Annotated in this window: 24 protein-coding genes and 1 tRNA gene; 12 read left to right on the top strand and 13 right to left on the bottom strand. The window is 66.5% G+C overall.

What is annotated here, in order from left to right:
- Positions 1–38 precede the first annotated feature (38 nt).
- Together tsaE and BBH56_RS01875 are read right to left on the bottom strand one after the other, a co-directional pair.
- Positions 39–503, bottom strand: a complete 465-nt coding sequence (gene tsaE, locus BBH56_RS01880; RefSeq protein ID WP_148121754.1) for a tRNA (adenosine(37)-N6)-threonylcarbamoyltransferase complex ATPase subunit type 1 TsaE — start codon at positions 501–503, stop codon at positions 39–41.
- A complete protein-coding gene (locus BBH56_RS01875; protein ID WP_148121753.1) occupies positions 500–1,972 on the bottom strand; it encodes an NAD(P)H-hydrate dehydratase in 1,473 nt (490 codons plus the stop codon). Before BBH56_RS01875 ends, tsaE begins: the two co-directional genes overlap by 4 nt.
- A 55-nt stretch (positions 1,973–2,027) precedes the next feature.
- Here BBH56_RS01875 and queG point away from each other — a divergent pair, with 55 nt between their 5' ends.
- Entirely contained in the window at positions 2,028–3,113 is a 1,086-nt protein-coding gene (queG, locus tag BBH56_RS01870; protein ID WP_148121752.1) for a tRNA epoxyqueuosine(34) reductase QueG, read from the top strand.
- Here queG and BBH56_RS01865 read toward each other — a convergent pair.
- Positions 3,076–3,384 carry a PepSY domain-containing protein gene (locus tag BBH56_RS01865; protein ID WP_198515234.1) on the bottom strand — a complete coding sequence of 103 codons (309 nt, stop codon included), beginning with the start codon at positions 3,382–3,384 and terminating at the stop codon, positions 3,076–3,078. The two genes, queG and BBH56_RS01865, sit on opposite strands and share 38 nt — an antisense overlap.
- 128 nt (positions 3,385–3,512) lie before the next feature.
- On the opposite strand from BBH56_RS01865, the gene BBH56_RS01860 reads away from it, so the two are divergent.
- Genes BBH56_RS01860 through BBH56_RS01850 form a run of 3 tightly spaced genes read left to right on the top strand, consistent with a single transcriptional unit; the run spans position 3,513 to position 5,850 of the window.
- Positions 3,513–3,815, top strand: a complete 303-nt coding sequence (locus BBH56_RS01860) for a PepSY domain-containing protein (protein ID WP_144347746.1) — start codon at positions 3,513–3,515, stop codon at positions 3,813–3,815.
- Positions 3,815–4,480 (top strand): response regulator transcription factor, encoded by a 666-nt coding sequence (locus BBH56_RS01855; protein ID WP_148121751.1) that lies wholly within the window; start codon positions 3,815–3,817, stop codon positions 4,478–4,480. Before BBH56_RS01860 ends, BBH56_RS01855 begins: the two co-directional genes overlap by 1 nt.
- A complete protein-coding gene (locus BBH56_RS01850; RefSeq protein ID WP_148121750.1) occupies positions 4,477–5,850 on the top strand; it encodes a sensor histidine kinase in 1,374 nt (457 codons plus the stop codon). Before BBH56_RS01855 ends, BBH56_RS01850 begins: the two co-directional genes overlap by 4 nt.
- On the opposite strand, the gene pgi is transcribed toward BBH56_RS01850, so the two are convergent.
- From pgi to pcnB, 5 genes are read right to left on the bottom strand one after another with little or no spacing between them, the layout of a single operon-like run.
- On the bottom strand, positions 5,847–7,433 hold the full coding sequence (gene pgi, locus BBH56_RS01845; RefSeq protein ID WP_148121749.1) for a glucose-6-phosphate isomerase: 1,587 nt from the start codon (positions 7,431–7,433) through the stop codon (positions 5,847–5,849). The two genes, BBH56_RS01850 and pgi, sit on opposite strands and share 4 nt — an antisense overlap.
- Positions 7,434–7,444: 11 nt before the next feature.
- Positions 7,445–8,305, bottom strand: a complete 861-nt coding sequence (gene panC / locus BBH56_RS01840) for a pantoate--beta-alanine ligase (protein WP_148121748.1) — start codon at positions 8,303–8,305, stop codon at positions 7,445–7,447.
- A 3-nt stretch (positions 8,306–8,308) separates the two neighbouring features.
- Positions 8,309–9,109, bottom strand: coding sequence for a 3-methyl-2-oxobutanoate hydroxymethyltransferase (gene panB, locus BBH56_RS01835; RefSeq protein ID WP_148121747.1), 801 nt, complete (start codon positions 9,107–9,109; stop codon positions 8,309–8,311).
- Between the two features lie 4 nt (positions 9,110–9,113).
- Entirely contained in the window at positions 9,114–9,599 is a 486-nt protein-coding gene (gene folK, locus BBH56_RS01830; protein ID WP_110883178.1) for a 2-amino-4-hydroxy-6-hydroxymethyldihydropteridine diphosphokinase, read from the bottom strand.
- On the bottom strand, positions 9,596–10,906 hold the full coding sequence (pcnB, locus tag BBH56_RS01825; protein WP_148121746.1) for a polynucleotide adenylyltransferase PcnB: 1,311 nt from the start codon (positions 10,904–10,906) through the stop codon (positions 9,596–9,598). Before pcnB ends, folK begins: the two co-directional genes overlap by 4 nt.
- Positions 10,907–11,007: 101 nt before the next feature.
- Between pcnB and BBH56_RS01820 the strand changes: the two genes are divergently transcribed.
- Positions 11,008–11,082 (top strand) — tRNA-Glu (locus BBH56_RS01820).
- Positions 11,083–11,120: 38 nt separating this feature from the next.
- On the opposite strand, the gene BBH56_RS01815 is transcribed toward BBH56_RS01820, so the two are convergent.
- Together BBH56_RS01815 and BBH56_RS01810 are read right to left on the bottom strand one after the other, a co-directional pair.
- Complete coding sequence (locus BBH56_RS01815; RefSeq protein WP_148121745.1) at positions 11,121–11,795, bottom strand: response regulator transcription factor; 675 nt, start codon at positions 11,793–11,795, stop codon at positions 11,121–11,123.
- Positions 11,773–13,704, bottom strand: a complete 1,932-nt coding sequence (locus BBH56_RS01810; protein WP_148121744.1) for a sensor histidine kinase — start codon at positions 13,702–13,704, stop codon at positions 11,773–11,775. Before BBH56_RS01810 ends, BBH56_RS01815 begins: the two co-directional genes overlap by 23 nt.
- Positions 13,705–13,902: 198 nt before the next feature.
- Here BBH56_RS01810 and BBH56_RS01805 point away from each other — a divergent pair, with 198 nt between their 5' ends.
- The 5 genes from BBH56_RS01805 (at position 13,903) to BBH56_RS01785 (ending at position 19,194) form a co-directional block, all read left to right on the top strand.
- On the top strand, positions 13,903–14,463 hold the full coding sequence (locus tag BBH56_RS01805) for a DUF4402 domain-containing protein (RefSeq protein WP_148121743.1): 561 nt from the start codon (positions 13,903–13,905) through the stop codon (positions 14,461–14,463).
- A gap of 318 nt (positions 14,464–14,781) precedes the next feature.
- Entirely contained in the window at positions 14,782–15,405 is a 624-nt protein-coding gene (locus BBH56_RS01800) for a hypothetical protein (RefSeq protein ID WP_157809052.1), read from the top strand.
- Positions 15,406–15,586: 181 nt separating this feature from the next.
- Entirely contained in the window at positions 15,587–18,133 is a 2,547-nt protein-coding gene (locus tag BBH56_RS01795; protein WP_157809051.1) for a carboxypeptidase regulatory-like domain-containing protein, read from the top strand.
- A gap of 3 nt (positions 18,134–18,136) precedes the next feature.
- Positions 18,137–18,688, top strand: a complete 552-nt coding sequence (locus BBH56_RS09545; protein WP_157809050.1) for a hypothetical protein — start codon at positions 18,137–18,139, stop codon at positions 18,686–18,688.
- Between the two features lie 77 nt (positions 18,689–18,765).
- Positions 18,766–19,194, top strand: a complete 429-nt coding sequence (locus BBH56_RS01785) for an RDD family protein (protein WP_144347769.1) — start codon at positions 18,766–18,768, stop codon at positions 19,192–19,194.
- An 18-nt stretch (positions 19,195–19,212) separates the two neighbouring features.
- On the opposite strand, the gene lptG is transcribed toward BBH56_RS01785, so the two are convergent.
- Positions 19,213–20,298 (bottom strand): LPS export ABC transporter permease LptG, encoded by a 1,086-nt coding sequence (gene lptG / locus BBH56_RS01780; protein ID WP_318262572.1) that lies wholly within the window; start codon positions 20,296–20,298, stop codon positions 19,213–19,215.
- Positions 20,268–21,347 carry an LPS export ABC transporter permease LptF gene (gene lptF / locus BBH56_RS01775; RefSeq protein WP_157809049.1) on the bottom strand — a complete coding sequence of 360 codons (1,080 nt, stop codon included), beginning with the start codon at positions 21,345–21,347 and terminating at the stop codon, positions 20,268–20,270. The genes lptG and lptF overlap by 31 nt, the downstream gene beginning before the upstream one ends.
- 107 nt (positions 21,348–21,454) lie before the next feature.
- On the opposite strand from lptF, the gene BBH56_RS01770 reads away from it, so the two are divergent.
- Entirely contained in the window at positions 21,455–21,874 is a 420-nt protein-coding gene (locus BBH56_RS01770) for a DNA polymerase III subunit chi (protein ID WP_144347771.1), read from the top strand.
- Between the two features lie 15 nt (positions 21,875–21,889).
- Positions 21,890–24,691 (top strand): valine--tRNA ligase, encoded by a 2,802-nt coding sequence (locus BBH56_RS01765; RefSeq protein WP_148121738.1) that lies wholly within the window; start codon positions 21,890–21,892, stop codon positions 24,689–24,691.
- A 33-nt stretch (positions 24,692–24,724) separates the two neighbouring features.
- Here the strand turns inward: BBH56_RS01765 and BBH56_RS01760 are convergent, their stop codons facing one another.
- The gene (locus BBH56_RS01760) at positions 24,725–25,750 is read right to left on the bottom strand and encodes a DUF945 family protein (RefSeq protein ID WP_157809048.1); all 1,026 of its coding nucleotides are present in this window, start codon (positions 25,748–25,750) and stop codon (positions 24,725–24,727) included.
- Between the last annotated feature and the right edge of the window lie 107 nt (positions 25,751–25,857).

Raw genomic sequence — 25,857 nt, 5'->3', positions numbered from 1 at the left:
AAGAAATGCCTGCATTCATAACAGGATAGCGCCATGTCCTATTCAATCGCCTGAATCAGCTGCATCGCCGTCGGCCAGTCGCGGGAGTGACTCTCGACGGTGACGTCCCGACCCGGGCCCGCGGCGGCCAGTGACACACTCAGACCGGGCGGGGGCAGCACGCCGGCGCCCCGCGCCGGCCACTCCACCAGCAGCAGACCCGCGTCCACCCAATCACGCAGGCCGATGAACTCGAGCTCCTCGGCATCCACCAGCCGGTAGAGATCGAGGTGGAAGATCGGTGGATCGATCAGGGCATAGGGCTCGACCAGGGTGTAGGTGGGACTGCGTACCGCCCCGGCATGACCCGCCGCCCGCAGCCAGCCCCGCACCAGCGTGGTCTTGCCGGCGCCAAGGTCGCCGATCAGGTGCACACAGCCGCTGGCCGGCTGGTGACGGTGCAGGGCCGCCCCCAGGGCCTCGGTGGCCGCCTCGTCGACAAGGTGCCCCCGGGCGCGGGTCATGGGTTGATGACGCCACGCAATTGCGCGAGCACGTCACCGGCCAACAGCCCCCGCTCGCCGCCACCGGCCGCCCGGTCACCGGCTCGGGCATGCGCCTGCACGCCCAGGCAGGCGGCCTCGAAGGGCGGCCAGCCTTGGGCCCGCAGGCCCGCGATCACGCCGGTCAGCACATCGCCCATGCCCCCGCTGGCCATCCCCGGATTGCCCTCGCCCGCCACGCGCCGGCGGTGCCGGTCGGCAATCAGCGTGCCGGCGCCCTTGAGCACCACCACACCGCCATAGCGCTCGACCAGTGCGTCCGCCGTTGCCCAGCGATCGTCGAGCACCGCCTGGATGTCGATGCCCAGCAACCGCGCCGCCTCGCCGGGATGCGGCGTCAGTATCCAGTCGTCGCGGTGACGGGGCTGTCCCGCCAGCAGGTTGAGGGCATCGGCGTCGACCACCAGCGCCCCGGCGTGTTGCATGCCGCGGTCAAAGGCGCATCGCCCCCATTCCGCCTGGCCCAGGCCGGGGCCGAGGGCAACGGTGTCAGACTCGGCGATGACGGCCTCGGCGAACCCGGCGGCGGCCATGCCCGCGACCATCAGCTCCGGCCGTGCCGCGAGCACGGCGCCGACATGGGCCGACCGCGTCAGCACCGACACGCGGCCCGCCCCGCTGCGCGCGGCGGCTTCGCCGGCCATGCGCACCGCACCGCCCATGCCATGATCGCCACCCAGCACCCGCACATGACCGAATGCCCCCTTGTGGGCCGTCCGCGGCCGCCGTCCCAGGGCGTCTGCCAGCGCCGCGGCCGGCAGACGCCAGGCGGCCGGCGTCATCCCAGCATGGACCGCATCCGGGACGCCCAGATCGTCAAACAGGATCTCGCCGACATGGTCGGCGGCATCGCCGGTAAAAAGGCCCTGCTTGAGCCCGATGAATGTCGCCGTGACCGCCGCCCGCACCGCCGTTCCCAGCACCCGGCCGCTCGCCGCATGCAGCCCCGACGGCACATCCACACTCAGCACCGGACACTCCGCTGCATTGACGGCATCGATCAACGCCGCCAGGCGGCCGGTCACCGGCCGGTCGAGACCGGTGCCGAGCAGGGCATCGACCACCCCATCCGCGGCCGCCAGGGCCTGCTGCGGGTCGTCAATCGGCGTGAGAATCGCCAGCGCCGCCTCCGCGGCCCGCCGGGCATCGCCCTCCAGCCGGGATGGATCGGTCAGCGCCCACAGATCAACCGACCAGCCGGCCTCGGCCGCCCGCCGGGCGATCACATAGCCGTCGCCGCCGTTGTTGCCGCCGCCACACAGCACCAGCAGACGGCCCGGTTGCGGCCAGCGCTGTTGCAGCGCCTGCCAGGCCGAGCGGCCGGCGCGCGCCATCAGCACGCGACCGGGAATGCCTTCGTGCTCGATGGCACGACGGTCGAGCTCGCGGACCTGTGCCGGGGTGTAGAGGGCATGGGGCAGTGTTTGCATGAGAGGGATTATAACGTGCTCACACCCGCCTCGTCCGAGGCGTTAAACTGCATGGATGGCGCAGCCGCTTGACAGCTCCCGACTCCTGCCGACGATCCGCCAATGGGCGGGCGAACTCGGCTTCGACGACGTGGGCGTGGCGCGACCGGCGCTTGCCGAAGACGAGCGCCATCTGCTGCGCTGGCTGCAGGATGGCCGCCACGGCACCATGACCTGGATGGCCCGCCACGGCATCAAGCGGGCCCGCCCCGAACGGCTTGTGCCGGGCACGGTGCGCATCCTGAGCGTGCGCATGGATTACCGACCGCCGGATCTCGAGGCCGACGACGCGCTCCTTGCCGACAATCGCCGGGCGTTCATCGCCCGCTATGCGCTGGGCCGGGATTACCACAAGCTCATGCGCAAGCGCCTGCAGGCACTGGCCAACCAGATCGATACCGCGGTGGGGGGATTCGGCTATCGGGTATTCGTCGACAGCGCCCCCGTGCTGGAGAAGGCCCTGGCGCGCAACGCCGGGCTGGGCTGGATTGGCAAGAACACGCTGGTCCTCAACCGCCACGCCGGGTCGTACTTTTTTCTCGGCGAGATATTCACGGATCTGCCCCTGCCCGAGAGCGAACCGGTGGATGATCTGTGCGGCAGTTGCCGGGCCTGCATCGATGTCTGCCCCACCGGCGCCATCACCGGCCCGCAGCAGCTCGACGCCCGGCGCTGTATTTCGTACCTGACCATTGAGCATGAGGGCAGCATCCCCGAAGACCTGCGCCCTGCCATCGGCAATCGCGTGTTCGGCTGCGACGACTGCCAGGCGGTCTGCCCCTGGAATCGTTACGCCCAGCCAACGGATGAGGCGGATTTCCATCCCCGCCACGGGCTGGAGGATGCCTCGCTGGTGGCGCTGTTTCGCTGGGACGAGGCGACATTCCTGAAGCGCACCGAGGGCTCGGCCATCCGCCGACTGGGTCACGAGCGCTGGCTGCGCAACCTCGCGGTGGCGCTTGGCAACGGGCCCGCAGACGCCGACGCCATCGAGGCGCTGCGCGAGCGCCTCGAACATCCCTCGGCCATGGTGCGCGAGCACGTCGCCTGGGCGCTGGAGCGGCTCAGTCGTCCCGGCGCCGCTGCAGCGGCTCACCCGTAGTCGGGTCGATGTCGGTCTCGATCACCATGCCCTGGCCATCGATCATCATGACCTCGTAAGCCCCGTCATCGATCTCGATCTCATAGGGGGTATAACCCTGGGATTCGAGCTGCTCGGCCACCTCGAGGAGGCTCATCCAGCCATCACGCGGCATGTCGTCGTCCCGATCATGGCGATCATCGCCATCGGCCATGGCAATGCCGGCACTGACGAGCACGGCAACGGCGAGACCACCTGCGAGGCCCGGGATCACTCGATTGCGATTCATCATTGATACTCCTTATGAATTTTGCGAATGCAGCCCCTTGCTGCGGGACCCAATCTGCCACCCGGCGACTGACCGCAGCCTGACGGGGGCTGTCAGGGATCTGTCAGGCGGCGGCGCGCTACACTGGCGGCATGAGAAATGCGATACCGGCCCTGCTCGTGGTCGCGCTGCTCGCCGCCACTGCGGTCTATGCCGATGACGACCACACACGCGCCCGCAAAGCGCTTGAGCGCGGCGAAGTGCTGCCGTTGACCGCCATCCTGGCGCGCGTCCGCGAGCAGTACCCCGGCAATGTCCTCGAGACAGAGTTCGAGATGGAGGACGACGGGTATCGCTACGAACTGGAGCTACTCGACGAGGATGGCTATCTGCTGGAGATCGAGCTGGATGCCGCCACCGGGGAGATCCTCGAAGTCGAGCGCGAGGACGACTGATGCGCGTACTGGTGGTCGAAGACGATCCGCTCATCCGCACTGATCTCGGCGACGCCCTGACCGCCGCTGGCTTTCTCACCGAATCCTCCGGCGATGGGAACGAGGCCCTATTCCTCGGCGATACGGAAGGCTATGACCTGATCGTGCTTGATCTCGGCCTGCCATCACTGGATGGCCTCAGCATCCTGCGCCAGTGGCGCGACAACGGCCGTGACATGCCCGTGCTCGTACTGACCGCGCGCGGCACCTGGAGCGAGCGGGTGGCGGGTATCGAGGCCGGCGCCGATGACTATCTGCCCAAACCCTTCCACATGGAGGAGCTTGTGGCCCGGGCGCGCGCCCTGGTGCGTCGGGCCGCCGGCCATGGCAGCGCGATCCAGACGCTCGGCGACCTGCGCCTCGACACCAATCAGATGCGCGTCACACAACGGGGCACGCCAGTGAGTCTGACCGCCCTCGAATACCGGCTGGTGGCCTACCTTTTCCACCACCGGAATCGAACCGTCCCTGTGACAGAGTTGCTCGAACATCTCTATGGCGATGATGAATCCCGCGACGTCAATGCCATCGAGGCGGTCATCACCCGCCTCCGTCGGAAGATGGGCGCGGGGGTCATCGGCAACCGTCGCGGCTTTGGCTACTACCTGCGCGGGAGCGCCGGGTGACCCGCGGCTCGCTGCGCCTGCGCCTGGCGCTGGCGGGTGCGGTTGCCATCTGCCTCAGCCTTGCACTCGCCGGATGGGGTCTGACCCTGCTGTTCGCCGCCCATGTCGAGCGGCGCGCTGTCGGCGAGCTGGAAACCCACCTGAACCAGGTGCTTGGCGCACTGGAGCAGACCCCAAACGGCGCGCTGACCCTCAGCAGCCAACCCGCCGACCCACGCTTTCGGCAGCCCTATGGCGGGCTTTACTGGCAGATCGATTCCGCCGAGGGGACGCTCCGCTCGCGGTCACTCTGGGACTGGCAGCTCACACTCCCCGCCATCTCGCCCACGGATGGACTCGCAGTGTTACGCGACCTGCGGGCACCCGATGGCCGCCGCCTCCTTGGCGTGGAGCGCAGCGTCGTGCTCTCTCCCTCACTGGGTGGTGACACCGTGACCCTCCTGCTGGCGATGGACCGGAAGGCGCTGAGCGCGGCGACCCGCGACTTTGCCGGGGATCTGCTGCCCTATCTCGGCCTGCTTGCACTCGCACTGATCGCCGCCGGCTGGCTGCAGCTTCGCGTCGGCCTGCGCCCGCTCGGCGAGCTTGGCCGGCGCCTCTCGGCGATCCGCACGGGCGATGCCGAGCGCCTGGGCGAGGATCTCCCGAACGAGGTGAGCCCGCTCGCCTCGGATTTTGACGCATTGCTCGCCGCCCGTGAGGCGGAAATGCAGGCCGCCCGGCAGCGGGCCGGTGATCTCGCCCACGGACTGAAAACACCGCTCCAGGCGTTGCTCGGAGAAAGCCAGCGGCTACGCCAGGCAGGTCAGGAACACACCGCCGGGAGCATCGAGCAGATCGTCGGCCGGATGCATGAGCATGTCGATCGCGAGCTCACCCGCACCCGGGTCGCGGCCCGCGCCGGCCGCGCCAGCAGCGATGTCCCCGCGGTCATTGCCTCGGTAGCCGATGTCATTATGCGCACGCCGGCGGGTGCCCGCCTGGACTGGGACACATCGGCGACGACCGCCACGTCGATGCCGGTGGCACTGGATCCGGCGGATCTTGCCGAAGCGCTGGGCGCACTGCTGGAGAACGCCGCCCGCCATGCGAGCCGACGTGTGGTGGTCCGCACCCGGATCAGGGACACCCGGTCGATCGAGGTCAGCGTGCGGGATGATGGTCCCGGCCTGCCCGAGTCGGCCCTCGCCGAGCTACTCGATCGAGGGGCGCGGCTTGACGAGCGCAGCGGGGACACGGGCCTCGGCCTCGCCATCTGCCGCGAGATCGTCGAAGGCGCGGGAGGCCGTGTCAGGCTGGAGAATGCCCACCCGGGGCTGCGTGCACGCCTGACCCTGCCGACGGCGCGCCAGGCCCGGCGCCGAACCTAACCCCGCCAGTCGCGGTAGCGGGCGATGAGCCCCGCGGTGGAGCCATCCACCCCCTCAGCGGCCTGACCGCCGGCGATCAGGGGCTTGAGCTCGTCGGCCAGCACCTTCCCCAGCTCAACACCGAACTGATCGAACGCGTTGATCCCCCAGACGGCCGCCTCGACGAAGGTACGATGCTCATAGAGCGCGATGAGCGCGCCGAGGGTGGCCGGCGTCAGTGCCTTGAGCAGGATGGTGTTGCTCGGCCGGTTGCCGGGGCACCGCCGCGCCGGGGGCATATCGGCGTCGCCGCGGCCCTGCATCAGCGCCTGGCTCTGCGCGAACAGGTTCGCGGTGAGGGCAAGGGGATCACCCCGCTCGCCGGCCACCGGACGGGCCACACCCACAAAATCCACCGGCACGACGTCGGTCCCCTGATGCAGCGCCTGGAAGAAAGCATGCTGCCCCGGGGTCCCGGTCTGCCCCCAGATGGCCGCCGCCGTGGGGACACTGACCGGATGGCCCGCGCGGTCCACCGACTTGCCATTGCTCTCCATGACAAGCTGCTGGAGATAGGCGGACAATCGCCCGAGGCGCTCGGTATAGGGCACCACCGCCTGGCTACGCCGACCCAGCAGCGTGCCATTGAATATCGAAACCAGGCCGAGCAGCACCGGCATATTCGACTCAAGCGGCGCTTCAGCGAAATGCCGGTCCATGGCATGCGCGCCGGCCAACAGCTCGTCAAACGCCGTCGGACCAATCCCCAGCATGATCGCAAAGCCCACCGCCGACCACAGCGAGTAACGCCCGCCGACCCAGTCCCACATGGGCAGCGCCAGCTCGGGATCCAGACCCAGTTCGCGCACCCGGTCCAGGTTGGCCGTGATCGCCAGGACCTGGCGCTCAAGGACGATCTCAGACGGCACGCTGCGCCGCAGCCAGGCCATCGCCTCGTGGGCGTTGGCCATGGTCTCGACGGTGCCGAAACTCTTCGAGACCACCAGCACCAGGGTGCGCTCGGGATCACACTGGCCCATGGCCTGCTGCCACTCGACGCCATCGACGTTGGCGACGAAATGCACCGTCGGGCCATCCGCCAGCGGCGCCAGCGCCTCCAGCACCAGCCGCGGCCCCAGATCCGAGCCGCCGATGCCGATATTGATGACATGCTCGATGGGCTGGCCCGTCGCCCCGGTCCGGCGGCCGTCACGGATGGCCGCCGCCAGTTCGGCCATGCGCGAGCGCGTGCTGGCCACCTCGCGGGCGATCGCCGGCGCCGCCCAGCCAGTCCCGCCGTCCGGGACCCGCAGCGCGGTATGCAACACCGCCCGTCCCTCGCTCTCGTTGATCGGCTCGCCGGCGAGCATGGCGTCACGCTGACCGGCCACATCCCGCGCCCGCGCGACCTCTAGCAGACGCTCACGAGTCTGCCGGTCGATGGGCTGCTTGCTGTAGTCAAGCAGGATGCCGGCGGCGGTCAGCGAGAAATGCTCGAATCGCCCGGCATCCGCGTCAAAAAGGCCATTGATGGACTGCTCGGCAAGCCGGTCGCGCGACGCCCACAGGGCCTGCCAGGCATCGATTGCCTCCAATGTCTGCATCCTCTGCCCCCTTATCCGGAAGACGGGCGAGTCACCCGCACATTGTCGATCAACCGCGCACGACCCAGGTAAGCCGCCACCGGAATCACCCACTCGCGATCGTGCGGCCCGGCCGGCGCCAGGTCTTCCGCCCGCCGGATTTCGAGATAATCCACCGTCAGGCCCGCCTCATGAATCCGCGCGCGGCCCTCGGCCAGGAGTCGCTCGAAGTCGGTCTCGCCCGCCTGCAGCCGGTCAGCCAGGGCGCAGAGGGTGCGGTAGAGCACCGGCGCCCGCTGCCGCTCGGCGGGTTGCAGATAGGCATTACGGCTGCTCATGGCGAGGCCGTCCGACTCACGCGCCACCGCACCGCCGACGATCTCCACCGGCAGGCTGAGGTCATCCACCAGGCGGCAGATGACCCGATACTGCTGATAATCCTTGAGGCCGAACACGGCCAGATCGGGCTGGACAATGTTGAGCAGTTTCGTCACCACCGTGGCCACGCCGGTGAAGTGCCCCGGCCGCGATGCCCCGCAGAGGATGTCGTTGAGCTCCGGGACCTCCACCCGCGTGCGAAGGCCCGGCCCGTCCGGGTAGATCGTCCCGACGTCGGGTGCGAACAGCCAGTCGGTCTCGTGCGCCCGCAGCGTCTCACAGTCCGCCGTCCACGTCCGCGGATAGCTCTGGTAATCCTCACCGGGCGCGAACTGCGTTGGGTTGACGAAAATGCTCGCCACCACCCGATCGCTGCGCCGGCGCGCTTCATCGATCAGGGTCAGATGGCCGCCATGGAGATTGCCCATGGTGGGCACAAAACCGATTCGCTCGGCGTTGCGGCGCCACTCCGCCACCTGCGCGCGCAAAGCGGCCGCATCGGAACTGATCTGCATGGGCTACTCGAACGTGTGCTGGAGCTGGGGAAACTGCCGCGTCCGCACCGCCTCGACATAGGCCTCGAGCGCCGTCTGGATGCGGCCGGTATCGGCCAGAAAATCGTGACTGAAGCGCGGCGGCTGCCCGGGGGTGATCCCCAGCATGTCCTGGAGCACCAGGATCTGGCCGTCGCAATCGGCGCCGGCGCCAATGCCGATCAGCGGTCGGTGGGTCTGCTCACGCACCCGGGCGGCGACCGCTGCCGACAGGCATTCAACCAGCAGCACATCCGCGCCGGCGGCTTCCAGCGCCCGCGCATCGTCAAGCACCTGCTGCGCGCCGGCCTCGTCGCGGCCCTGCACCCGGTAACCCCCGAGCTGACCGACCCGCTGCGGTCGCAGGCCGAAATGGGCGCAGACCGGCACACCCGCCCGGGACAGCGCCTCGACCACCGGCGCCTGGGCGGCATGCGCCTCGACCTTGACCATGTCCGCGCCCCCTTCTTTCATCAGCCGGGCGGCGCTTTCGAGGGCGGCGCGGTCATCGGTGTCGCTGAGAAACGGCAGGTCCACCATCAGATAGGCGCGCTCGAGCCCTCGGGCCACGCAGCGCGTGTGATACACCATGTCGGCCAGGGTGACCGGCACGGTGCTGGCGTGGCCCTGCATGACCATTCCCAGCGAATCGCCCACCAGCACCACATCGACGCCGGCGGCGTCCACCTGGCGGGCGAAGCTGTAGTCATAGGCCGTGAGGGCGACGATGGGCGCCTGCTCGGCTTTCATCCGACGCAGGGTTGCAAGCGTGACGGTCCGGCTCATGCTGTCAGTCCTCCTCCACCGTCAGTTCGGCGCCATCCAGCGCGGCGGCCAGCTCGCTCACCCGGCCCAGCCCCGGAATCCGCCAGTCCGGCGCGATCTCCGCCCAGGGCACCAGTACGAACGCGCGCTGCGCAATCCCCGGGTGCGGCACCGTCAGCGCCGGGGCACTGATCTGGCGGTCATCATAGACCAACAGATCCAGGTCGAGCGGCCGCGGCCCCCAGCGCCGCCCCGAGCGGTCCCGCCCGGCGGCCGCCTCCAGCGCCTGCAGCCGGGTCAGCAGCGCCTGCGGATCGAGCCCGGTCTCCAGCGCTGCCACCGCATTGACGTAATCGGGTTGATCGGCGGGCCCCATGGGGGGATTGCGGTGACGCCGTGACGCCGCCACACAGCGCGTCCCGGCAATGCCGTCGAGGGCCTCAATGGCGGCCCGCACCTGCGCCCCGGGACCATCGAGGTTGCTGCCGATGCCGACGAACGCCCGGCTCATCCGTCCCCCGCATCCGGCGCGGGACCCCGCCGGCGGCCACCGCGCCGACGACGCCGGGCCGGTGTGGGTGGCGGCGCGTCTTCGCTGCTTTCGGTATACCGCTGCCAGGCATCCGCCAGCTCCGGGTCCACCAGCCCCGCATCCCGGCGCAGCAGCAGAAAGTCGTACGCCGCCCGGTAGCGCGGGTGCGCGAACAGTCGACGGGCCTTTTTATCGGATGCCGAGTGAAAGCGTGGCTGCAGAGCCCAGATTTCGCGCATCGGCAGGGCAAACCGCTTGGGAATGGCCACCTGCCGGAGCTGTCGCTCCAGCGCCTCGGTGACTGACTGCTCGAACAGCTCCGGGTCGATGCCCGGCTCAAGCCGAGCGGCCGGCAGCTGCCCGAGGATGGCCGGCCACAGCAGCGCGGCAAACAGGAATGCGGGCGTCACCGGGCGATCATTGTTGACGCGCGCGTCGGTGCTCTCCAGCGCCCGGGCCACAAAGGTGATGAGCTGGCCGTGATCATCATCATCCAGGGCGGTATCGCTGGCCGGGAACAGATACCGGAACAGGCCGTGGTGGCGCAGCGCCTCGAAGGTTTCCACCCCCTGGCCGGCCATGAACAGCTTGAGCACTTCGTCGAACAGCCGCGCCGGCGGAATGTCGTCGAGCAGATCGGCCATGCGCGGGATCGGCGCGGCGGTGGCCGAATCGATGGTAAAGCCCAGCTTGGCGGCGAACCGTACCGCGCGCAGCATGCGCACCGGGTCTTCGCGATAACGCACCGCCGGATCGCCGATCAGTCGCAGGCGGCCGGCCTGCAGATCGGCCATACCGCCGGCGTAGTCCACCACCGAAAAGTCAGCGATATTGTAGTAAAGGGCATTGATGGTGAAGTCGCGCCTCAGGGCGTCCTCCTCAATGGTCCCGTAGACGTTGTCGCGGAGGACGAGCCCGTCTTCGACCACATGGTCCTTATCCCCCGAGTCGGCGTCCGGGGTCATCGCCCGGAAGGTCGCCACCTCGATGATCTCGGGCCCCCAGTGCACGTGGGCCAGACGAAACCGTCGGCCGATCAGTCGGCAGTTGCGGAACAGCGCCTTCACCTCGTCAGGCGTGGCGTCAGTGGCCACATCAAAGTCCTTGGGCTCGCGGCCCAGCGACAGATCGCGCACGCCGCCGCCCACCAGGTAGGCGCCATAACCGGCATTTTTCAGCCGATAGAGCACGCTCAGCGCCTTGTCACTGATCTGTGCCCGCGAGATCACATGCTGATCGCGGGTGATGATGGTGGGGTCGACCCCCTGGGCTTGCGTGACGGTCACGGTCTGAACTCAGCCTCTTGTGCGTGAACAACGAGGCCGTATAATAACAGGCTGTGCTGAGGACGCCGATCACGGCCACAGCATGGGCTTGAAACGACATTGCTCCCATCGTCTAGCGGTAAGGACGCCGCCCTCTCAAGGCGGAAACCGGGGTTCAAATCCCCGTGGGAGCACCACTCAATCAAGTGCTCGTAGCCCCGTCGCCAGAATCTCTCTACAGAAACTCAAGATTCGCAGTTAACCGATACCCGTGACTGCGGACCGCCCCGAGGGCCTCGCCGCGCAGGCCGACCGCGCGAAGCTTGCCACGAAGCCGGGTGATGCGGACCTCAAGTGTATTCTGGGCATCATGGTCCAGGTCCATGCCGAGCAGTTCCATGACTTCCCATCGCTCGAGCCCATCGGTGCCGGCCAGGCTGAGCTGGTACAGGAGACGGCATTCGGCTTCGGACAACCGGACCTCCTCACTGTTGCGCATGAGGATTCGCGTGGACAGGTAGACAATGGCGGCATCAGGGCGCTCCGGTGAGTGCAGTGTCCGTTTTTCGAGTCGTTTCACGGCAGCCAGCAGCAGATCGGGGTCGATTGGTTTGGTCAGATAGACGTCTGCGCCGATCTCGTAGCCCCGGGTGATGTCCTCAGTGCGCTCGCGCGCCGAGGTCACGATGATCCCTACGTTTGGCGCCGTCTGGCGGATCCGCGCAATGAGCTCATAGCCGCTGATGGTCGGGAGATTCAAATCGATCAAATAGAAATCCGGGGTCTCAGAGAGTTCGGCGAGTTCCTCGGCGGTTGCGACTCCCGCAACCTGATAGCCGTGGTGGCCCAGAAAGCGGACGGTCATTTCCTGAAGTTCGGCGTTATCTTCAACCAGTGCGATGGTGGTCATGGCCTGCCTCGGGTTCCTCGGTTCTCTCGCTTGCCGGTGATGGCAAGGTCAGGATGACAGTGACACATCCGTTGCCTGAGATGAGCTCTACTTCAATACTCATGCGCTCGCTGAGCTGTCGGACGATATAAAGGCCGAGCCCCGTCCCGGATCGCCCGCTTACATTCTCCGCCCGGTAGTATTTCTCAAACACCCTGCTCGAGTCCGGTTCCGTTCCGGGTTCAACGCGATTGGAGAGGCGCAGGGTCACCACCTCGGCGCTCTGCTCGATCGACACGACTACTGGATGCGGCGGCAGTCCATACTTTCCGGCATTGCTTATGAGGTTCGAGAGCACAACGCGGAGCAGCTCAGGATCGGCCTGAACGACGGCGGGCGCACCTTGGTGCTTGAGATCAACGCCGCGCTCCTCGGCGAGCGCATCAATAAGCGTACCAAGCTCAAGCGGTTGCGGGCGCACCTGCAACCGCCCCCGCTCGAGTTCTTCGACCCGATCCGCCTGGCGCAGCGCATGATCGATCGCCTGCGTGGCGCGTCTCACGGTTGCGTTATCGAGGGCATCCATGTGGTGGGCGAAGCGCAGCGTTGCCAAGGGAGTGCGGACCTCATGGGAGAGCATCTCGAGGAGCTCCCCCATTTCCTTGCGCCGAAGGCTCTGCTCGTTTGAACGCGCCTGCAGTAGCCGGGCGCGTTCGGCGAGGGTATTTCGTTGCCGGATGATCATTTGCTGGCGGCGAAAAAGAATCCAGGCAATGTAGGCGCCCGGCAGAACGGCATAGTTAATGAAAGAGAACTCCAGGAGTCGGGCAAACCAGGCACTCCCGATGAGCGTGCCGGCGAACAGCAGCCCCAGGGGTAGTGCCTGGAGTAGGAAATAGAGCGACAACGTGGCGCGGTTGATGACATAGACCGCTGTGCCCGACGGCCGACAAAAGGGCATCAGCACCAGCGCGAGCAGCAACGTCGCCAGTGCTGAACTGTTATTGATCTGCAGCGCCAGCGAGACATCGCCAAGCCCGAAGGCAAGCAGTTTCGAGAGCGCACTCACTGCGATCACACCAGCAAAAAGCCGTGTCGCCCATCGCCCGCCGATCTCACGGAGCAGCATGAAATCAAAGATCTGGGCCACCGTGATATAAGCAAGCGCGGTGGCGTTATGGGTGAGGTCCTGCGTGAGGATTGCCCCTTCGCCAAACAAGGGCCGTGTGAGCCCGGTATGAATGAAAAGGGTCAGCAGATAGAGCGATAGCCGTGCAATGAACGCCGCCACCAGCGGTGTAGGCGAGGCGATCATCGAAGTAGCAGCCCAGAGGAGATAGAACAATGTGGCAGCGATCGCAACGCTGACGAGTGAATAAAACCCCGCTCCTACCTCTTGTAGCGCCTGCTGCGAACGCACTTTAAGGTAAGGCTGCATGAGATTGCGAGATTCGAAACGGATCAGCAGGCCTTCCTCGATGTCCGCACGCACCAGCGCCATCGCGTAGGTGTCTGGCACGATTCCTCCAGCCGTCGGCTGACGGTCACCGGCTACGAAGCGCCGCGTAGGACTGGCCCCGCCGCGATAGACCTCGATGTGATCGAGATAAACCGGCCGGATGAGCAGCCAGGGGTTATCCGGCATTGCTTCGGGCGGCGCAAACCGCAGCTTCATCCAGACAGAGCCCTCGACAAACCCGAGTGTCTGACCAATATGGTAGGGCCGCCACCTCGCCTGCTCCCCGGGTGTCGAGGGCGCTTCGGTGATGAGGTATTCCGCCTGCTCGATGGCTGGATTACCCTCGAGCGCCGCCGCCGGCGTCAGCATGATCGCGAGCACCAGCGCGACCTCGATAAGGACGCCGTTGAGGCGACGGAATGGCGCGATCACCCCCGCGCTAACGTCGTTTTTTCGGCTTTCGGCTGTCATGCCGTTTCACGCTATCCACCGCTCCTGGCGCCCTGGCCATGCGCGCAGGCGCCCAGTCCCTCTTTACACGGCATATCAGCCTACATCCTCTGCGACCGTAAGGGGTTGTAAGGTTTCAGCGGCATTGTCCCTGCATCCTGCAACCGAAATGGCGTAATAGCTGGGTAAAGAGTGCCTGCCCAAAGGTTTGAGGAAATCATGATGGAATGGACCAAAATGAAACAACGCCGCCTTATCATCGCAGGGAGTGCTGCTGCATTCGTACTGGCTTCATCCAATGCATGGGCGGATACGCCTAGAGCCGACTTGGATGTGAAAGCGACGCTCACGGCTGCAATGACCATCGAGTGCAATAGGGCGCTGAACTTTGGAGAATTGATTGTGCCGGTGGGAGACCGTGGGTCCGTTGATGTCGTTCAAATTGAGGCTGGCGAGGATGCGAAAGCCGAGACGGTGGATGGTAGTGAGAATGTATCCCTCGCCGGAGATTCGCAATCGGGTAAGTGCACAATAAGCGGTGGTGACGACGGACAAAAGATTAAGATCGCCCTACCTGACGAAGTCAAGTTAAAAGAAGGAGAAAGTCCGCTCTCCGTTGCACCAGAGGATAGCAAGGAGGGAGAAAAGTTTGAACTTGATGGTTCCGGTGAGGGGTCTGTGCATATTGGTGGGGAACTAGAGATATCTAATGATCTTAGTTCCGGCGACTTCCAAGATTATGAGACGTCCCTGACAGTTGAGGTGAACGACGATCCATGACATGTCCAATTGGTATTACGGTATAGGTTAAGAATAACGCGAAGCGTCGGGGCCACGGCGATAGCTCGACAAGAGGCCGGCGTCAGTGAGTAAGTGGTGCTTGATATCCCGGACGAGATAGTGAGTGCGCGAATTAATATCGACAGCTATCAGCCCAAATGTAAAAGCATTTCCGCCAGGGTTTCCTCTTTAGCTCGGCGTCTATCGTTCATAGGGCTTTTGGCGCCAATGATGGCGCATGCCATTTCGGTGTCGATTACCGACAGCGTCGTCGTTCTCGATGAACGCTCTCGGTCGGGTCAAGTTGAGCTGCTCAGCATGACCCCCTCGCCAGTGGAGTTCGAGGTAGTGCCGGATGATCTCTCCGACGAGGTCAATGACGGCCGGGACTACCTGCGCTGGGCACCCGAGCGCACCGTCGTGCCCGCAAACCGATCCCGGCCGCTGCGGATGGTCTTCCGGCCGCCGGCGGATTTGCCGGCCGGGGAATACATTGTCCAGCTTGCCGTTCAGTCGCGTGAGGTGGACTATGAACCGAATTTCGGTGACGGCGAGTCAGAGGAAGGCGACCAGGGGCTCTCGGTGGGTGTTGCCCTGCAGCCTGTGTTGCCGGTGACGGTCTACATTCGGCACAACGTGAATTCGCCCACGTTGAGTGTCGGCGCATTCGCGCCATCGCCGGATGATGCGGATACTCACGGCTATTTCACCGTCAGCAAACCGCCCGAGGCCATCAGTTACATCGGAACAGTGGCGCTGGTGGGCGCATCAAGCGGCGAGCGCTACACAAGCGGCCGGTTGCGCATGGGTAACACGGTCGACGAGCAGCGTATCCGGGTACCCAGACTTGAGAATGATGCCCGGCTTGAGGAGGCGGTCTGTCTGCAGCTCTGGCCCGAATTCCCCGCCCGTGGCGAACCGGAGCAGACGGTGTGTCAGTGAGCGCAGGCTCGTCCGGCGTGCGCCGTTATGATCGCATCGACTCAAGATCGGGAGTCTCCGCGCCATGGGCCGGGGCGCTGCCGCTGTAGCGCTATTGCTGGGAGTGGTGACCGCCATAGCGGCAAAGGCGAGTGAGGAGGCTGAGTCAGCGGTTCCACCGCGGACGTCTTTGCTGGTCGAAATGACGCTCAATGGGCGGTCGATCCCCGACTTTCATGATGTCTATGAATCGCCCACCGGGGCGCTTTGGCTGCCGGTTGAGCCGATCGTCCGAGCCGGTGAAGGGCAGGTCGGCTCCACACGCCCGGGGCGCTATGCATTATCGCTGGGAGCGAACCGACCGTCGGTCGAGATCGATGTCAACACCCGCCAATTGCGGGTTGAGGACGCCGGTAAGCCCTGGCCTGCCGGGGTGATCGTTGAGCGCGATAGCCGGCTCTACATTCAGTCACAGCGATTCAAGCGCTGGTTTGGCATCGATGCAAGTCTGGGCGAAAACGGCCTTTTCGTCCGTCTGCGAAGCCAGCGACCACTACCCGTGGATCTACGCGTGCTACGCGAGCAACGCTGGCGTGATTTTGACCGCCCGGATGTGGCAACACCGGATCGCTACAGGCAGCTCGATGCCCCCTACCGCGCTTGGGGCACGCCCCGCGGCACGCTGCAGATGCGCACAAGCGCTGATGAGTCCACCTCGCGACTGGCTTTTAGCGCGAGCGGTTCATTCAATGTCGAGGCAGGCTACGTCTCCAACCAAATCTTCTACAGCGGTAATGACCGCGGGGGGCTGCAAACACTGCGCTGGCGGGCTGGTCGTGAATCGCCGTCTGGCAGGGCATTCGGCATCCACGGGCTTTATCGTCTGCACTTTGGCGATGTCAGTGGCCTGCGAATGCCGCTCGCGGGGGGTGGAGCGCAGGGCCGCGGCCTGCGCTTTAGTACGGCACCGCGCTCACGGCCTGAACTGTTCGATGTCATCCGCATTGAAGGGGATGCCCTGCCGGGTTGGGACGCCGAGCTCTATCGCGGCTCGGCGCTGATCGACTTCCAGACAATCGACGCCGATGGGCGCTATGAATTCGAGGATGTGCCGCTCGGGTATGGCGCCAACCGTCTACGTGTTGTGCTCTACGGACCCTCCGGTGAAGTTGAGGAGCGCCAGGTTGAGCGCACGATCCCTGCCAGTCAGCTCAGGGCCGGCGAGCGTCATTTCCGCGGCAGCGTCACGCAGACCGGGCGCTCGACCATCGACCTTAATGATGGGAACAGTGTAACCGGTGATCATGTCCGCCTGCGCGGCGACTTCGGTATCACCAATGGACTGACCGCAAGCGCACTGATGAGCCTCGACAAGGATCCACGGTCGCGGTTCAGCCCACGCTACGACGATGCGCCCGTGACGCTGGACGGTGAACCAACCGGCGATGTCGAGCGGGCTACCGGCGGTTTTGCCCTGCAACCTGACCTCGGAGTGGTGCGCACGGAACTGGTGAGTCTCCATCAGCGCGACGGTGCCAGTGCCCAACAACTCGACTTAAGGTTTCCGCTGTTAGCCGGCTTTGGCGTGTCCGCGGGCTACCGTCACTACACCGATGGGTTCCTGACCACTGGGCGTGAGTCGCGCAGCCGCCTCATTGATGATCGGCTGCGGCTGCGACTAGGCGGCAATCTGGTTGGGATCGGCGACCTCGATTTTGGGTCGCTGCGCCTTGAACACACCCTCAGCCGATTCGACTCCGGTGGCGATTTGAAAGAGTACGAGCTCGACTGGCGCCACTCGATCGCCGCCCTGCGGCTCTCCCATACACTCTCACAAACAAGGGCATCGGATCGGCGTCGTACCCGCTATCGACTTCTCGCCGCCTATCGGCACGGCAAGCTCTCGGCGAGAACCCGATTGACGGCTAATGGCGGATCGGTAGGCGATCTCTCCAATACCAACGTCAGTGGATCGCTGGATTATGCGTTCATGGAAGCCCCACGTCTTGCCGCAAAGATCAGCCACGGCACCGGCGATCGCGACGCCTCTGCTGGGCTTAACTTTAGCCATGAACCTGGCCCGGCACGCCTCACAGCCTCAGGAGGCGTCGATCAGTCGGGTGACTGGTCGGTGGGCCTTCGTATGACCATTGGGCTCGGCATGGAGCCGGCGACGGGGCCGATGCTCATGCCACCGTCAGCGGCCCATACCGGGGCGGTAGCGGTATCCGCGCGCGCCGGCGACCGGCCGATGAAGGGGATCGGCTTTCGCGTCAATGGCCGACCCCACCCGGTGCGCACGGACGATACGGGCCGTGCCGTCATCACCGGTCTCCCGGCCCATCGCAAGGCGCGTATCACACTTGATCGCGACACGATGGTCGACCCGTTCCTCACCACGGCCAGTCCACGACTGGAACTGGTGCCACGCCGCGGCTACACCCACCAGATCACCATGCCGTTCGCCGATGCGGCCAGCGTCACCGGCTATGCGCGACGTGCCGATGGCTCAGCGATCCAGGGCGTCGAGGTGATCGCCGAGCGGGTCGACGGGCAGGACCAGACCGCGACCCGCTCGCTCTCGGATGGCTATTTTTCGTTTGATGTCCTCAGTCCGGGGCGCTGGCGGGTGCGCATCAGTGCGGACGCACTTCCTGACGACTGGCAGAATCCACCGGTCAATCTGGCGCTTGACGCGGGGCAACAACGCTTTGATGTCGCCGTGACAGCCACGCCGCCGGAGTCATGACGGATGATCATCCGGGGCGGTCTTCATCCATGGACTCTCCTGTGGGGCATCGCGCTTGGGCTTTTGCTATCAGTCACAAGCCCGCCCGGGCACACGACGGGATGCGAGGGCGTTGAGGTAGAAAAGAAAACCGACCTATCCCTCGGCACGCTGCGCACACGGCCCGGCGCGCATGGGTTCCTGGAGCTGCATCCCCGCAATGGCGTTGCGGCAACCGGGAGTGGTCTGGTGCATCAGGGGCCCAGTGGCGTAGCGGTTGTCCGTGTTGCAGGCGTCCCCGGCAGCCGGGTGACGCTCGCCATCGATGTGGCCGCCCGGACCGATCATGATAAGCATTATCTGCGGCTCGTTGAGCTCATTATCAGAACACGGGAGGGGCAAACCCGTTTTCCCGCCGATCACGCAACCATCACGTTGACGCTACCGGATACGAAGAGCCCGCAGGGCCTTGCCGCATCTGAATTTCGCATTGGTGCGGTGGTGCGCTACCGCCATGTTTCGGGGGGAACGGCGCTGCGTTATCGCTTACGGACGCGCTGCATGGAAATTGACTGAAAGTGGCGGAATGACGACGGTCCTTCATAGCCCCACCAGTGTCGCCCACACCCCGCAAAACCCGTATCCTTTCAAGCATGATCTCCCCGGAAAACCGTCCCAGCCTCCTGCGCCGCCTGGCCGCCGTTCTCTACGACGGTATGCTGCTGATCGCGCTGTGGATGGGTGCAGGCGCTCTGTGGATCGCGTTTCAGGGGGGTGAAGCGGCACCCGCCGGCGACGCGCTGTTCCGCGTGTACCTGTTGGCGGTGGCGTACGCGTTTTTCATCGGCTTCTGGGTCTGGGGCGGCAACACGCTGGGGATGAAGGCCTGGCGGCTGCGACTGGTGGATGCCGACGGCGCGAGGGTGACGACCCGCGCCGCCACGCACCGATTCTTTACGGCAATGCTCTCGTGGCTGCCGGCCGGGCTCGGTTTTTTGTGGGCGATGATCGACCGACAGGGCCTGACCTGGCACGACCGGCTCTCGCAGACCTATCTGATGCTCGAGCCCAAAAAGCGCTGAACCCGCCCCGACCGGTGATCAGCGCACGCGCCGCAGCGACACCAGCGCAATCAGCAGGAACAGTCCGGTGGGCGCCAGGGCACTTGCCGCCGGCGGCAGGCCGTAGACCAGCCCGGCGTTGCCGAGAAACCGATTGAGCAGGAAAAACGCCAGACCGATCAGTACCCCCAGGAACACCTGCTGCCCCACCCCGGTGCTGCGCTGCGAACCAAACACCAGCGGCACCGCCAGCAGCAGCATCACCACCGTGGCCAGCGGTGTCGCAAGCTTGACCCACAGGGCGAGCTGATATTGATCACTGCGCAGTTCGTTGGCCTGCAGATACTTGATATAGCGAAACAGCTCGCGGGCCGGCAGCGCCTGGGCATCCTGCACCACCACCTCGAGGGTGGCCGGGCGCAGCTGCCCGCCAAGGGTGATGCGCTCGCGGGTCTCGACGCGGATCGGGAAGTCGCCCAGCGCGGTCACCCGGGCGTCGCGCAGCTGCCACTGCCCGTTGACGAACCGCGCCCGCGGCGCCGTCACGATGCGCATGAGTTGATTGCCGTCGATTTCATAGGCGCGCACCCCGGCGAGCAGGTCGGCGCGCACCACACGGTCGGCGCGCAGGCGATAGTCGCCATCCCGTGCCCACAGACCGCCGCCGACGGTGCCTATGCGACCGCCCGCGGCCTCCGCGCGAATGGTCTGGGCCAGCTGATTGGCCGGCGGCGCGACAAACTCCCCCAACAGCCCGGCCAGCACGGCGAGGCCGATGCCGGCCACCACCACGGCGCGGGCGATCTGGCCCACGGAGCGGCCCACCGCCCGCATCACGATCAGTTCGCTGCGGGCGGCCAGCGCCCCCAGGCTGACCAGCGCACCAATGAGTGTGGCCATGGGAAAGGCCTCGTAGGCGCGCTGCACCATCGAGAGGGACACCACCGCCATGGCGCCCGCCAGGTCATAGTCGCCGCGGCCGATGTCATCGGCCTCGTCGATGAACTCGAACACAAAGCTCAGACTGACGATGACCACCAGGCCCATCAACGCGCCCACAAGCACGGTTGAGGCGATGTAACGGTCGAGCCGGTTCATGCCGCCCGCCGCCGTCGCCACTGCCATCCCAGCATCCCCCGCAGTGCGGCCAGTACGATCAACAGCGCCAGGCCATGGACCCAGGCCACGCCCAGCCAGCGCGGCATCACTCCGCTCGCCAGCCAGTCGCTGGCGGTGTAGAGCAAGTTGAAATAGATCATGAACAGCAGCACGGCGGTCACGACCCGGCCGTACCGGCCGCTGCGCGGGTCGCTGCGCGCCAGGGGCAGACTGCCCAGCGCCAGCACCAGCACCATGACCGGGAATGACAGGCGGCGCTGGAGTTCGGCCCGCGCGCCCGGCACCTCGCTTGCCCAGAGCGCGGCGAGGGACTCGGCATCGCGGCCAACGCCGGGGGCCACGGGCTCCGGCTCGGCGATGCGCACGCCGTGCTCGGCGTATTCCATGACCCGCCAGGCGGCCTGACCGGCCCGTCCGTCGTAACGCCAGCCATCCTCCAGGACCAGGAACTCGCCCGGTGCCACGCCGTTGATCTGACGCTGCCCGCGCTCGGCCACCCAGATCTGGCGGGTACCCTCGACCCGGCGCTCGGCGAACACGCCGCGCAGGGTGCCGTCATCATCGATGCGCTCGACATAGACCGTGACGTTGTCGCCGGGGCTCAGAAACCGCCCCGGCTGGACCCCGCCAAAGCGGGCCTGTTGCTGGGCATTGGCCAGCACCTGATCGGCCTGACGTTCGGCGGCCGGCCCCAGCGACAGCGACAGTCCGCCCACCAGCACGGCGAGCGGTACCGCAAAAGCGAAAATCCCGGTATAGACCCGGCCGGGACCAATGCCGCAGCCCGCCATGGCGGTCATCTCAGAGTCGCGGTAGAGCCGTCCCAGCGCCATGACACAGCCCAGAAAGAAGCTGCCCGGCAGCACCACCCCCAGGTTGGCGACGGCCTTGAGCCCCAGCAGGGTGAAGATCACCTCAGGCGGGATGTCGCCACTGGCCGCATCGGCCATGAACTGGATCAGCCGGTTGGTCAGCAGCACCACCACCAGCACCACGGTGACGCCCAGCCAGGCCAGCAGCACTTCGCGGCCCACATAGCGGGTCAGGCGCCTCACGACCACGACAGTGACCCTGTGCCTGCGGTAATCTGTAGCGGTTTATGCAATGTGGTTGTATCCATGCCAGATCGCCGTGACCGGCTCATGGTACAGCGCCGGAGCGAATGATGCCGCGCGTCGATTTCTACATCCTGGATCAGGCCGACCCGGCCCAGCGCACGCACTTCTGCTGCCGGCTGGCCGCGCGCGCCTGGCGCGAGGGGCTGCGGGTCTGGATCCGCACCGCCGATGCGGCCATGACCGAGCGACTCGACACGGCATTGTGGACCTTTGATGAGGCAAGCTTCATCCCCCATGGCACCACGGCGCTCGACGGCGACAACCCGATCGTGATCAATGAAGCCGACAGCCCCGGCGCCCTGCTGATCAACCTGGGCGACTCGCTGGCCGCCGACTGGCAGCAGCGCGACCGCATTGCCGAAATCATCACCGCTGACGAGGCGACCCGCCAGGCCGGCCGCGCACGATACCGCGACTACCAGCAGGCCGGCGCCGCCCTGCAGACCCACCGCATCGACCACTAGGAGCGCTCACCGCCCATGGAAAAGACCTACACCCCCGCCCGCATCGAGTCCCACTGGTATGCGCAATGGGAGCAGGCGGGCTATTTCCGGCCCGGCGAGTCGGGGGATCCCTACTGCATCATGATCCCGCCGCCCAACGTCACCGGAACGCTGCACATGGGCCATGCGTTCCAGGACACGCTGATGGATGTGCTGGTGCGCTATCACCGCATGGCGGGCTACAACACACTCTGGCAGCCCGGCACCGATCACGCCGGCATTGCCACGCAGATGGTGGTCGAGCGCCAGCTCAATGCCGAGGGCCATGATCGGCACGCCCTGGGACGCGCGGCATTCGTCGAGAAGATCTGGGAGTGGAAGGCGCAGTCCGGCGGCACCATCCAGAACCAGATGCGGCGCCTGGGTGCGTCGGTGGACTGGTCCCGCGAGCGCTTCACCATGGACGAGGGCCTGTCCGAGGCGGTCGAAGCGGTGTTCGTGCAGCTCTACCGCGAAGGCCTGATCTATCGCGGCGAGCGGCTCGTGAACTGGGACCCGGTGCTGCAGACCGCGGTCTCCGATCTGGAAGTCGAGTCGGCCGAGGAGCAGAGCTCGATCTGGCGGCTGCGCTATCCGATCGTCGACAGCGACGAGTGGCTGGTGGTGGCCACCACCCGGCCCGAGACCATGCTGGGCGACACCGCGGTCGCGGTGAACCCGGACGACGAACGCTACCAGTCACTGATCGGGCGCCGGGTGCGCCTGCCGCTGGTGGACCGCGAGATCCCCATCGTCGGGGACGACTACGTCGACCCGGCGTTTGGCACCGGCTGTCTCAAGATCACCCCCGCGCACGACTTCAACGACTACGAGGTCGGTCTGCGCCATGGCTGCACGCCGATCAACATCCTCACCGAGGATGCCCGCATCAACGCCAATGCGCCGGCGGCCTACCAGGGGCTCGACCGCTACGCGGCCCGCGAGCGCATCGTCGCCGACTTCGAGGCCGCCGGGCTGCTCGACGGCATCGACCCGCACCGCCTGATGGTGCCGCGCTGTGATCGCACCGGCGTGGTGGTCGAGCCATTCCTGACCCGGCAGTGGTTTGTCGATCTGACCCGCGAGACCCAGTCGGACGGGCGGCCGGGCGGCTGGCGCGAGATCACCCGACCGGCGCTGGACGCCGTGCGCAACGGCGACATCCGCTTCGTGCCCGAGAACTGGACCAAGACCTACTACAACTGGCTTGAGGACATCCAGGACTGGTGCATCAGCCGCCAGCTGTGGTGGGGCCATCGCATCCCGGCCTGGTACGACGCCGAGGGCGCGGTCTATGTCGGCCGCGACGAGGCGGAAATCCGCGCCCGGCACGACTTGGGCTCCGAGGTGTCGCTGCGCCAGGACGAGGATGTGCTCGACACCTGGTTTTCCTCGGCGCTGTGGCCTTTCTCGACACTGGGCTGGCCCGAGGAGACCGTCGAGCTCAATCGCTTCTACCCCACCAGCGTGCTGGTCACCGGCTTCGACATCATCTTTTTCTGGGTGGCCCGGATGATCATGATGGGCCTCAAGTTCCGCGGCGAGGTACCGTTCCGCGAGATCTACATCCACGGACTGGTGCGCGACAGCAGTGGCGCGAAAATGTCCAAGTCCAAGGGCAATGTGCTCGACCCCCTCGACATCATCGACGGCATCGACCTGGAGTCGCTGGTCAAAAAGCGCACCACCGGGCTCATGCAGCCTCAGCGCGCGCCGGCCATCGAGGCACAGACCCGGGAAGCCTTCCCCGAGGGCATTGCCGAGCACGGCACGGATGCGCTGCGCTTCACCTTCGCGAGCCTTGCCACCACCGGTCGCGATGTGGTCTTTGACATGGGCCGCGTGGATGGCTATCGCAACTTCTGCAACAAGCTCTGGAACGCCGCGCGCTACGTGCTGATGAACACCGAAGACCGGCTCGAGGGGATCGATGCGGGCGAGATGAGCTACGGCACCGCCGAGCGCTGGATCGTCACCCGCCTGCAGCGCACCGAGCAGACCGTCAACGAGGCCATCCAGAGCTATCGGCTGGATCTGGCCGCGCAGGCGATCTACGAGTTCACCTGGGACGAGTACTGCGACTGGTACCTGGAGCTCAGCAAGCCGGCCCTCCAGGGCGATGCCGACACGCCACAGGCCCGCGGCACGCGCTACACCCTGGTGCGGGTGCTCGAGGGACTGCTGCGCCTGCTCCACCCGATCATGCCGTTCATCACCGAGGCGATCTGGCAGCGCGTGGCCCCGGTGGCGGGCCTGAGCGGCGAGACCATCATGACCCAGGCGTTCCCGATCGCTGATCCGGAGCGCATCGACACCGCCGCCGAGGCCGAAATCGACTGGCTGCAGCGCTTTATCCTGGGGATACGGCGCATCCGCGGGGAGATGGACATCGCTCCAGGCAAGCGCCTGCCAGTCATCCTGCAGAACGGCAGCGACGCCGATCGCCAACGCGTCGAGCACCATCGCGCCGCGCTGGACTTTCTCGGTCGGCTGGCCTCGATCGATTGGCTGGGCCCTGATGAAGCGGCCCCGGAATCAGCCCTGGCGCTCGTGGACGACCTGGAGATCCGCGTGCCGATGGCCGGTCTGATCGATCGCGACGCCGAGCGGGCCCGACTGGAAAAGGCCCGCGCCCGCCTGGCCGAGGATCTGGCCCGCACCCGCGGCAAGCTCGACAATGCCGCGTTTGTGGAAAAGGCACCGGCCGAGGTTGTGCAGCGCGAGCGCGACAAGCAGGCCGAGACCGAGTCGGCACTGGCCCGCATTGACGAGCAGATCCGTCGCGTCGAGCGCCTCTAGCCGCGGGCCGGCGGCGGGCTGACGGCCAGGGCCCTAGCCACCCGGGGCCCAGGCCGGTGTCTGGCCGTGGATACGCAGACGGCCCTCATCCACGGCCAGTGCCAGGCGCCAGTCGCCATCGCGGCGGCGCAGGAAGCCGAAGGCCCGGCCCAGGTCCAGCCACGCCCGGACCTCGCCGGGCAGCACGGCGACCAGCGCCTGGTCGATGACCAGCTCGGTGTCAAGGCGCAGCGCCTCCCACAGGACCATTCCGCTGGCACCGGCGTGCAATCGTTCGGCCATCGCCGGGCGGATCCGCAGACTGGCCTCGCCGCTCAGTCCCTGCCCCTGCGGGGTCTCGAGCCGTAACGCGGCGAGCGACAGACGGGGTGACTCGCTGGCCAGTGCGGCCAGGGACGGCCGCCACTGATCCGCGCTGAGCGTCAGCAGCGCCGCGGCGTCGATCCGCTCGAACTCCACCACGGCCCGGCCCTGCAGCGGCGCCACGTCGGGCAGCTCGAGCGCGTCGATGACGAGCCGTGCGTCACCACGCCAGACGCCCGCCGCCCCGGGCCGACCCGCCACCGGGCGCAGATCGGTGCTTGCCCGCAGCCCACCCAGTTCGAACAGTTCCGGCGCCCCCGCCAGCTGCTGGACGCGGACTGCGATTGACTGGGTATCAAAGCCTAGATGCCCCCGTACCGAAATGCTCTCCGCGTCGCCGCCAAGCCGCTCAAACGCCGGCGCCAGCGCGCCGGTGGGCTGCAGATGACCGTCAAAGGCCACACCCCGCCAGCCGTGCCGCAGGGTCTGCTCCAGCACCCAATGCACCGGCTGCGGGGCACTCAGTCCAAGGGTAGCGCGCCATGCCGGCGGCATCGTCGACGCCGGCAGCACCAGCTCGGTCCGCACGGACGCGCGGTAGAGACCGCGCTGGTAGTCGACGACCCGCGCCGTCGCACCGGCACCGACCGTCTCGCTGAGCGCGCGCTGCCACTGCTCGACCCGGTGCTGCCAGGTCTGCTCGGCCTGCCAGCCATTGAACACCGGCAGGCCCGCCATCACGGCGGCCAGCGCCACGGCCGGTATCCCGACCCACCATCGCCAATGCCTGCCCATGGATCATCCCGCTGCTGCCTTGATGGTCGTTCAGCCTGCCCCATTTGCATTTGCACGGCCACCGGCCG

The organism is Spiribacter roseus, assembly GCF_002813635.1.
Taxonomy (GTDB): domain Bacteria; phylum Pseudomonadota; class Gammaproteobacteria; order Nitrococcales; family Nitrococcaceae; genus Spiribacter; species Spiribacter roseus.
The sequence above is the reverse complement of the archived record's forward strand: the minus strand, read 5'-3'. Positions and strand labels throughout refer to the sequence as shown.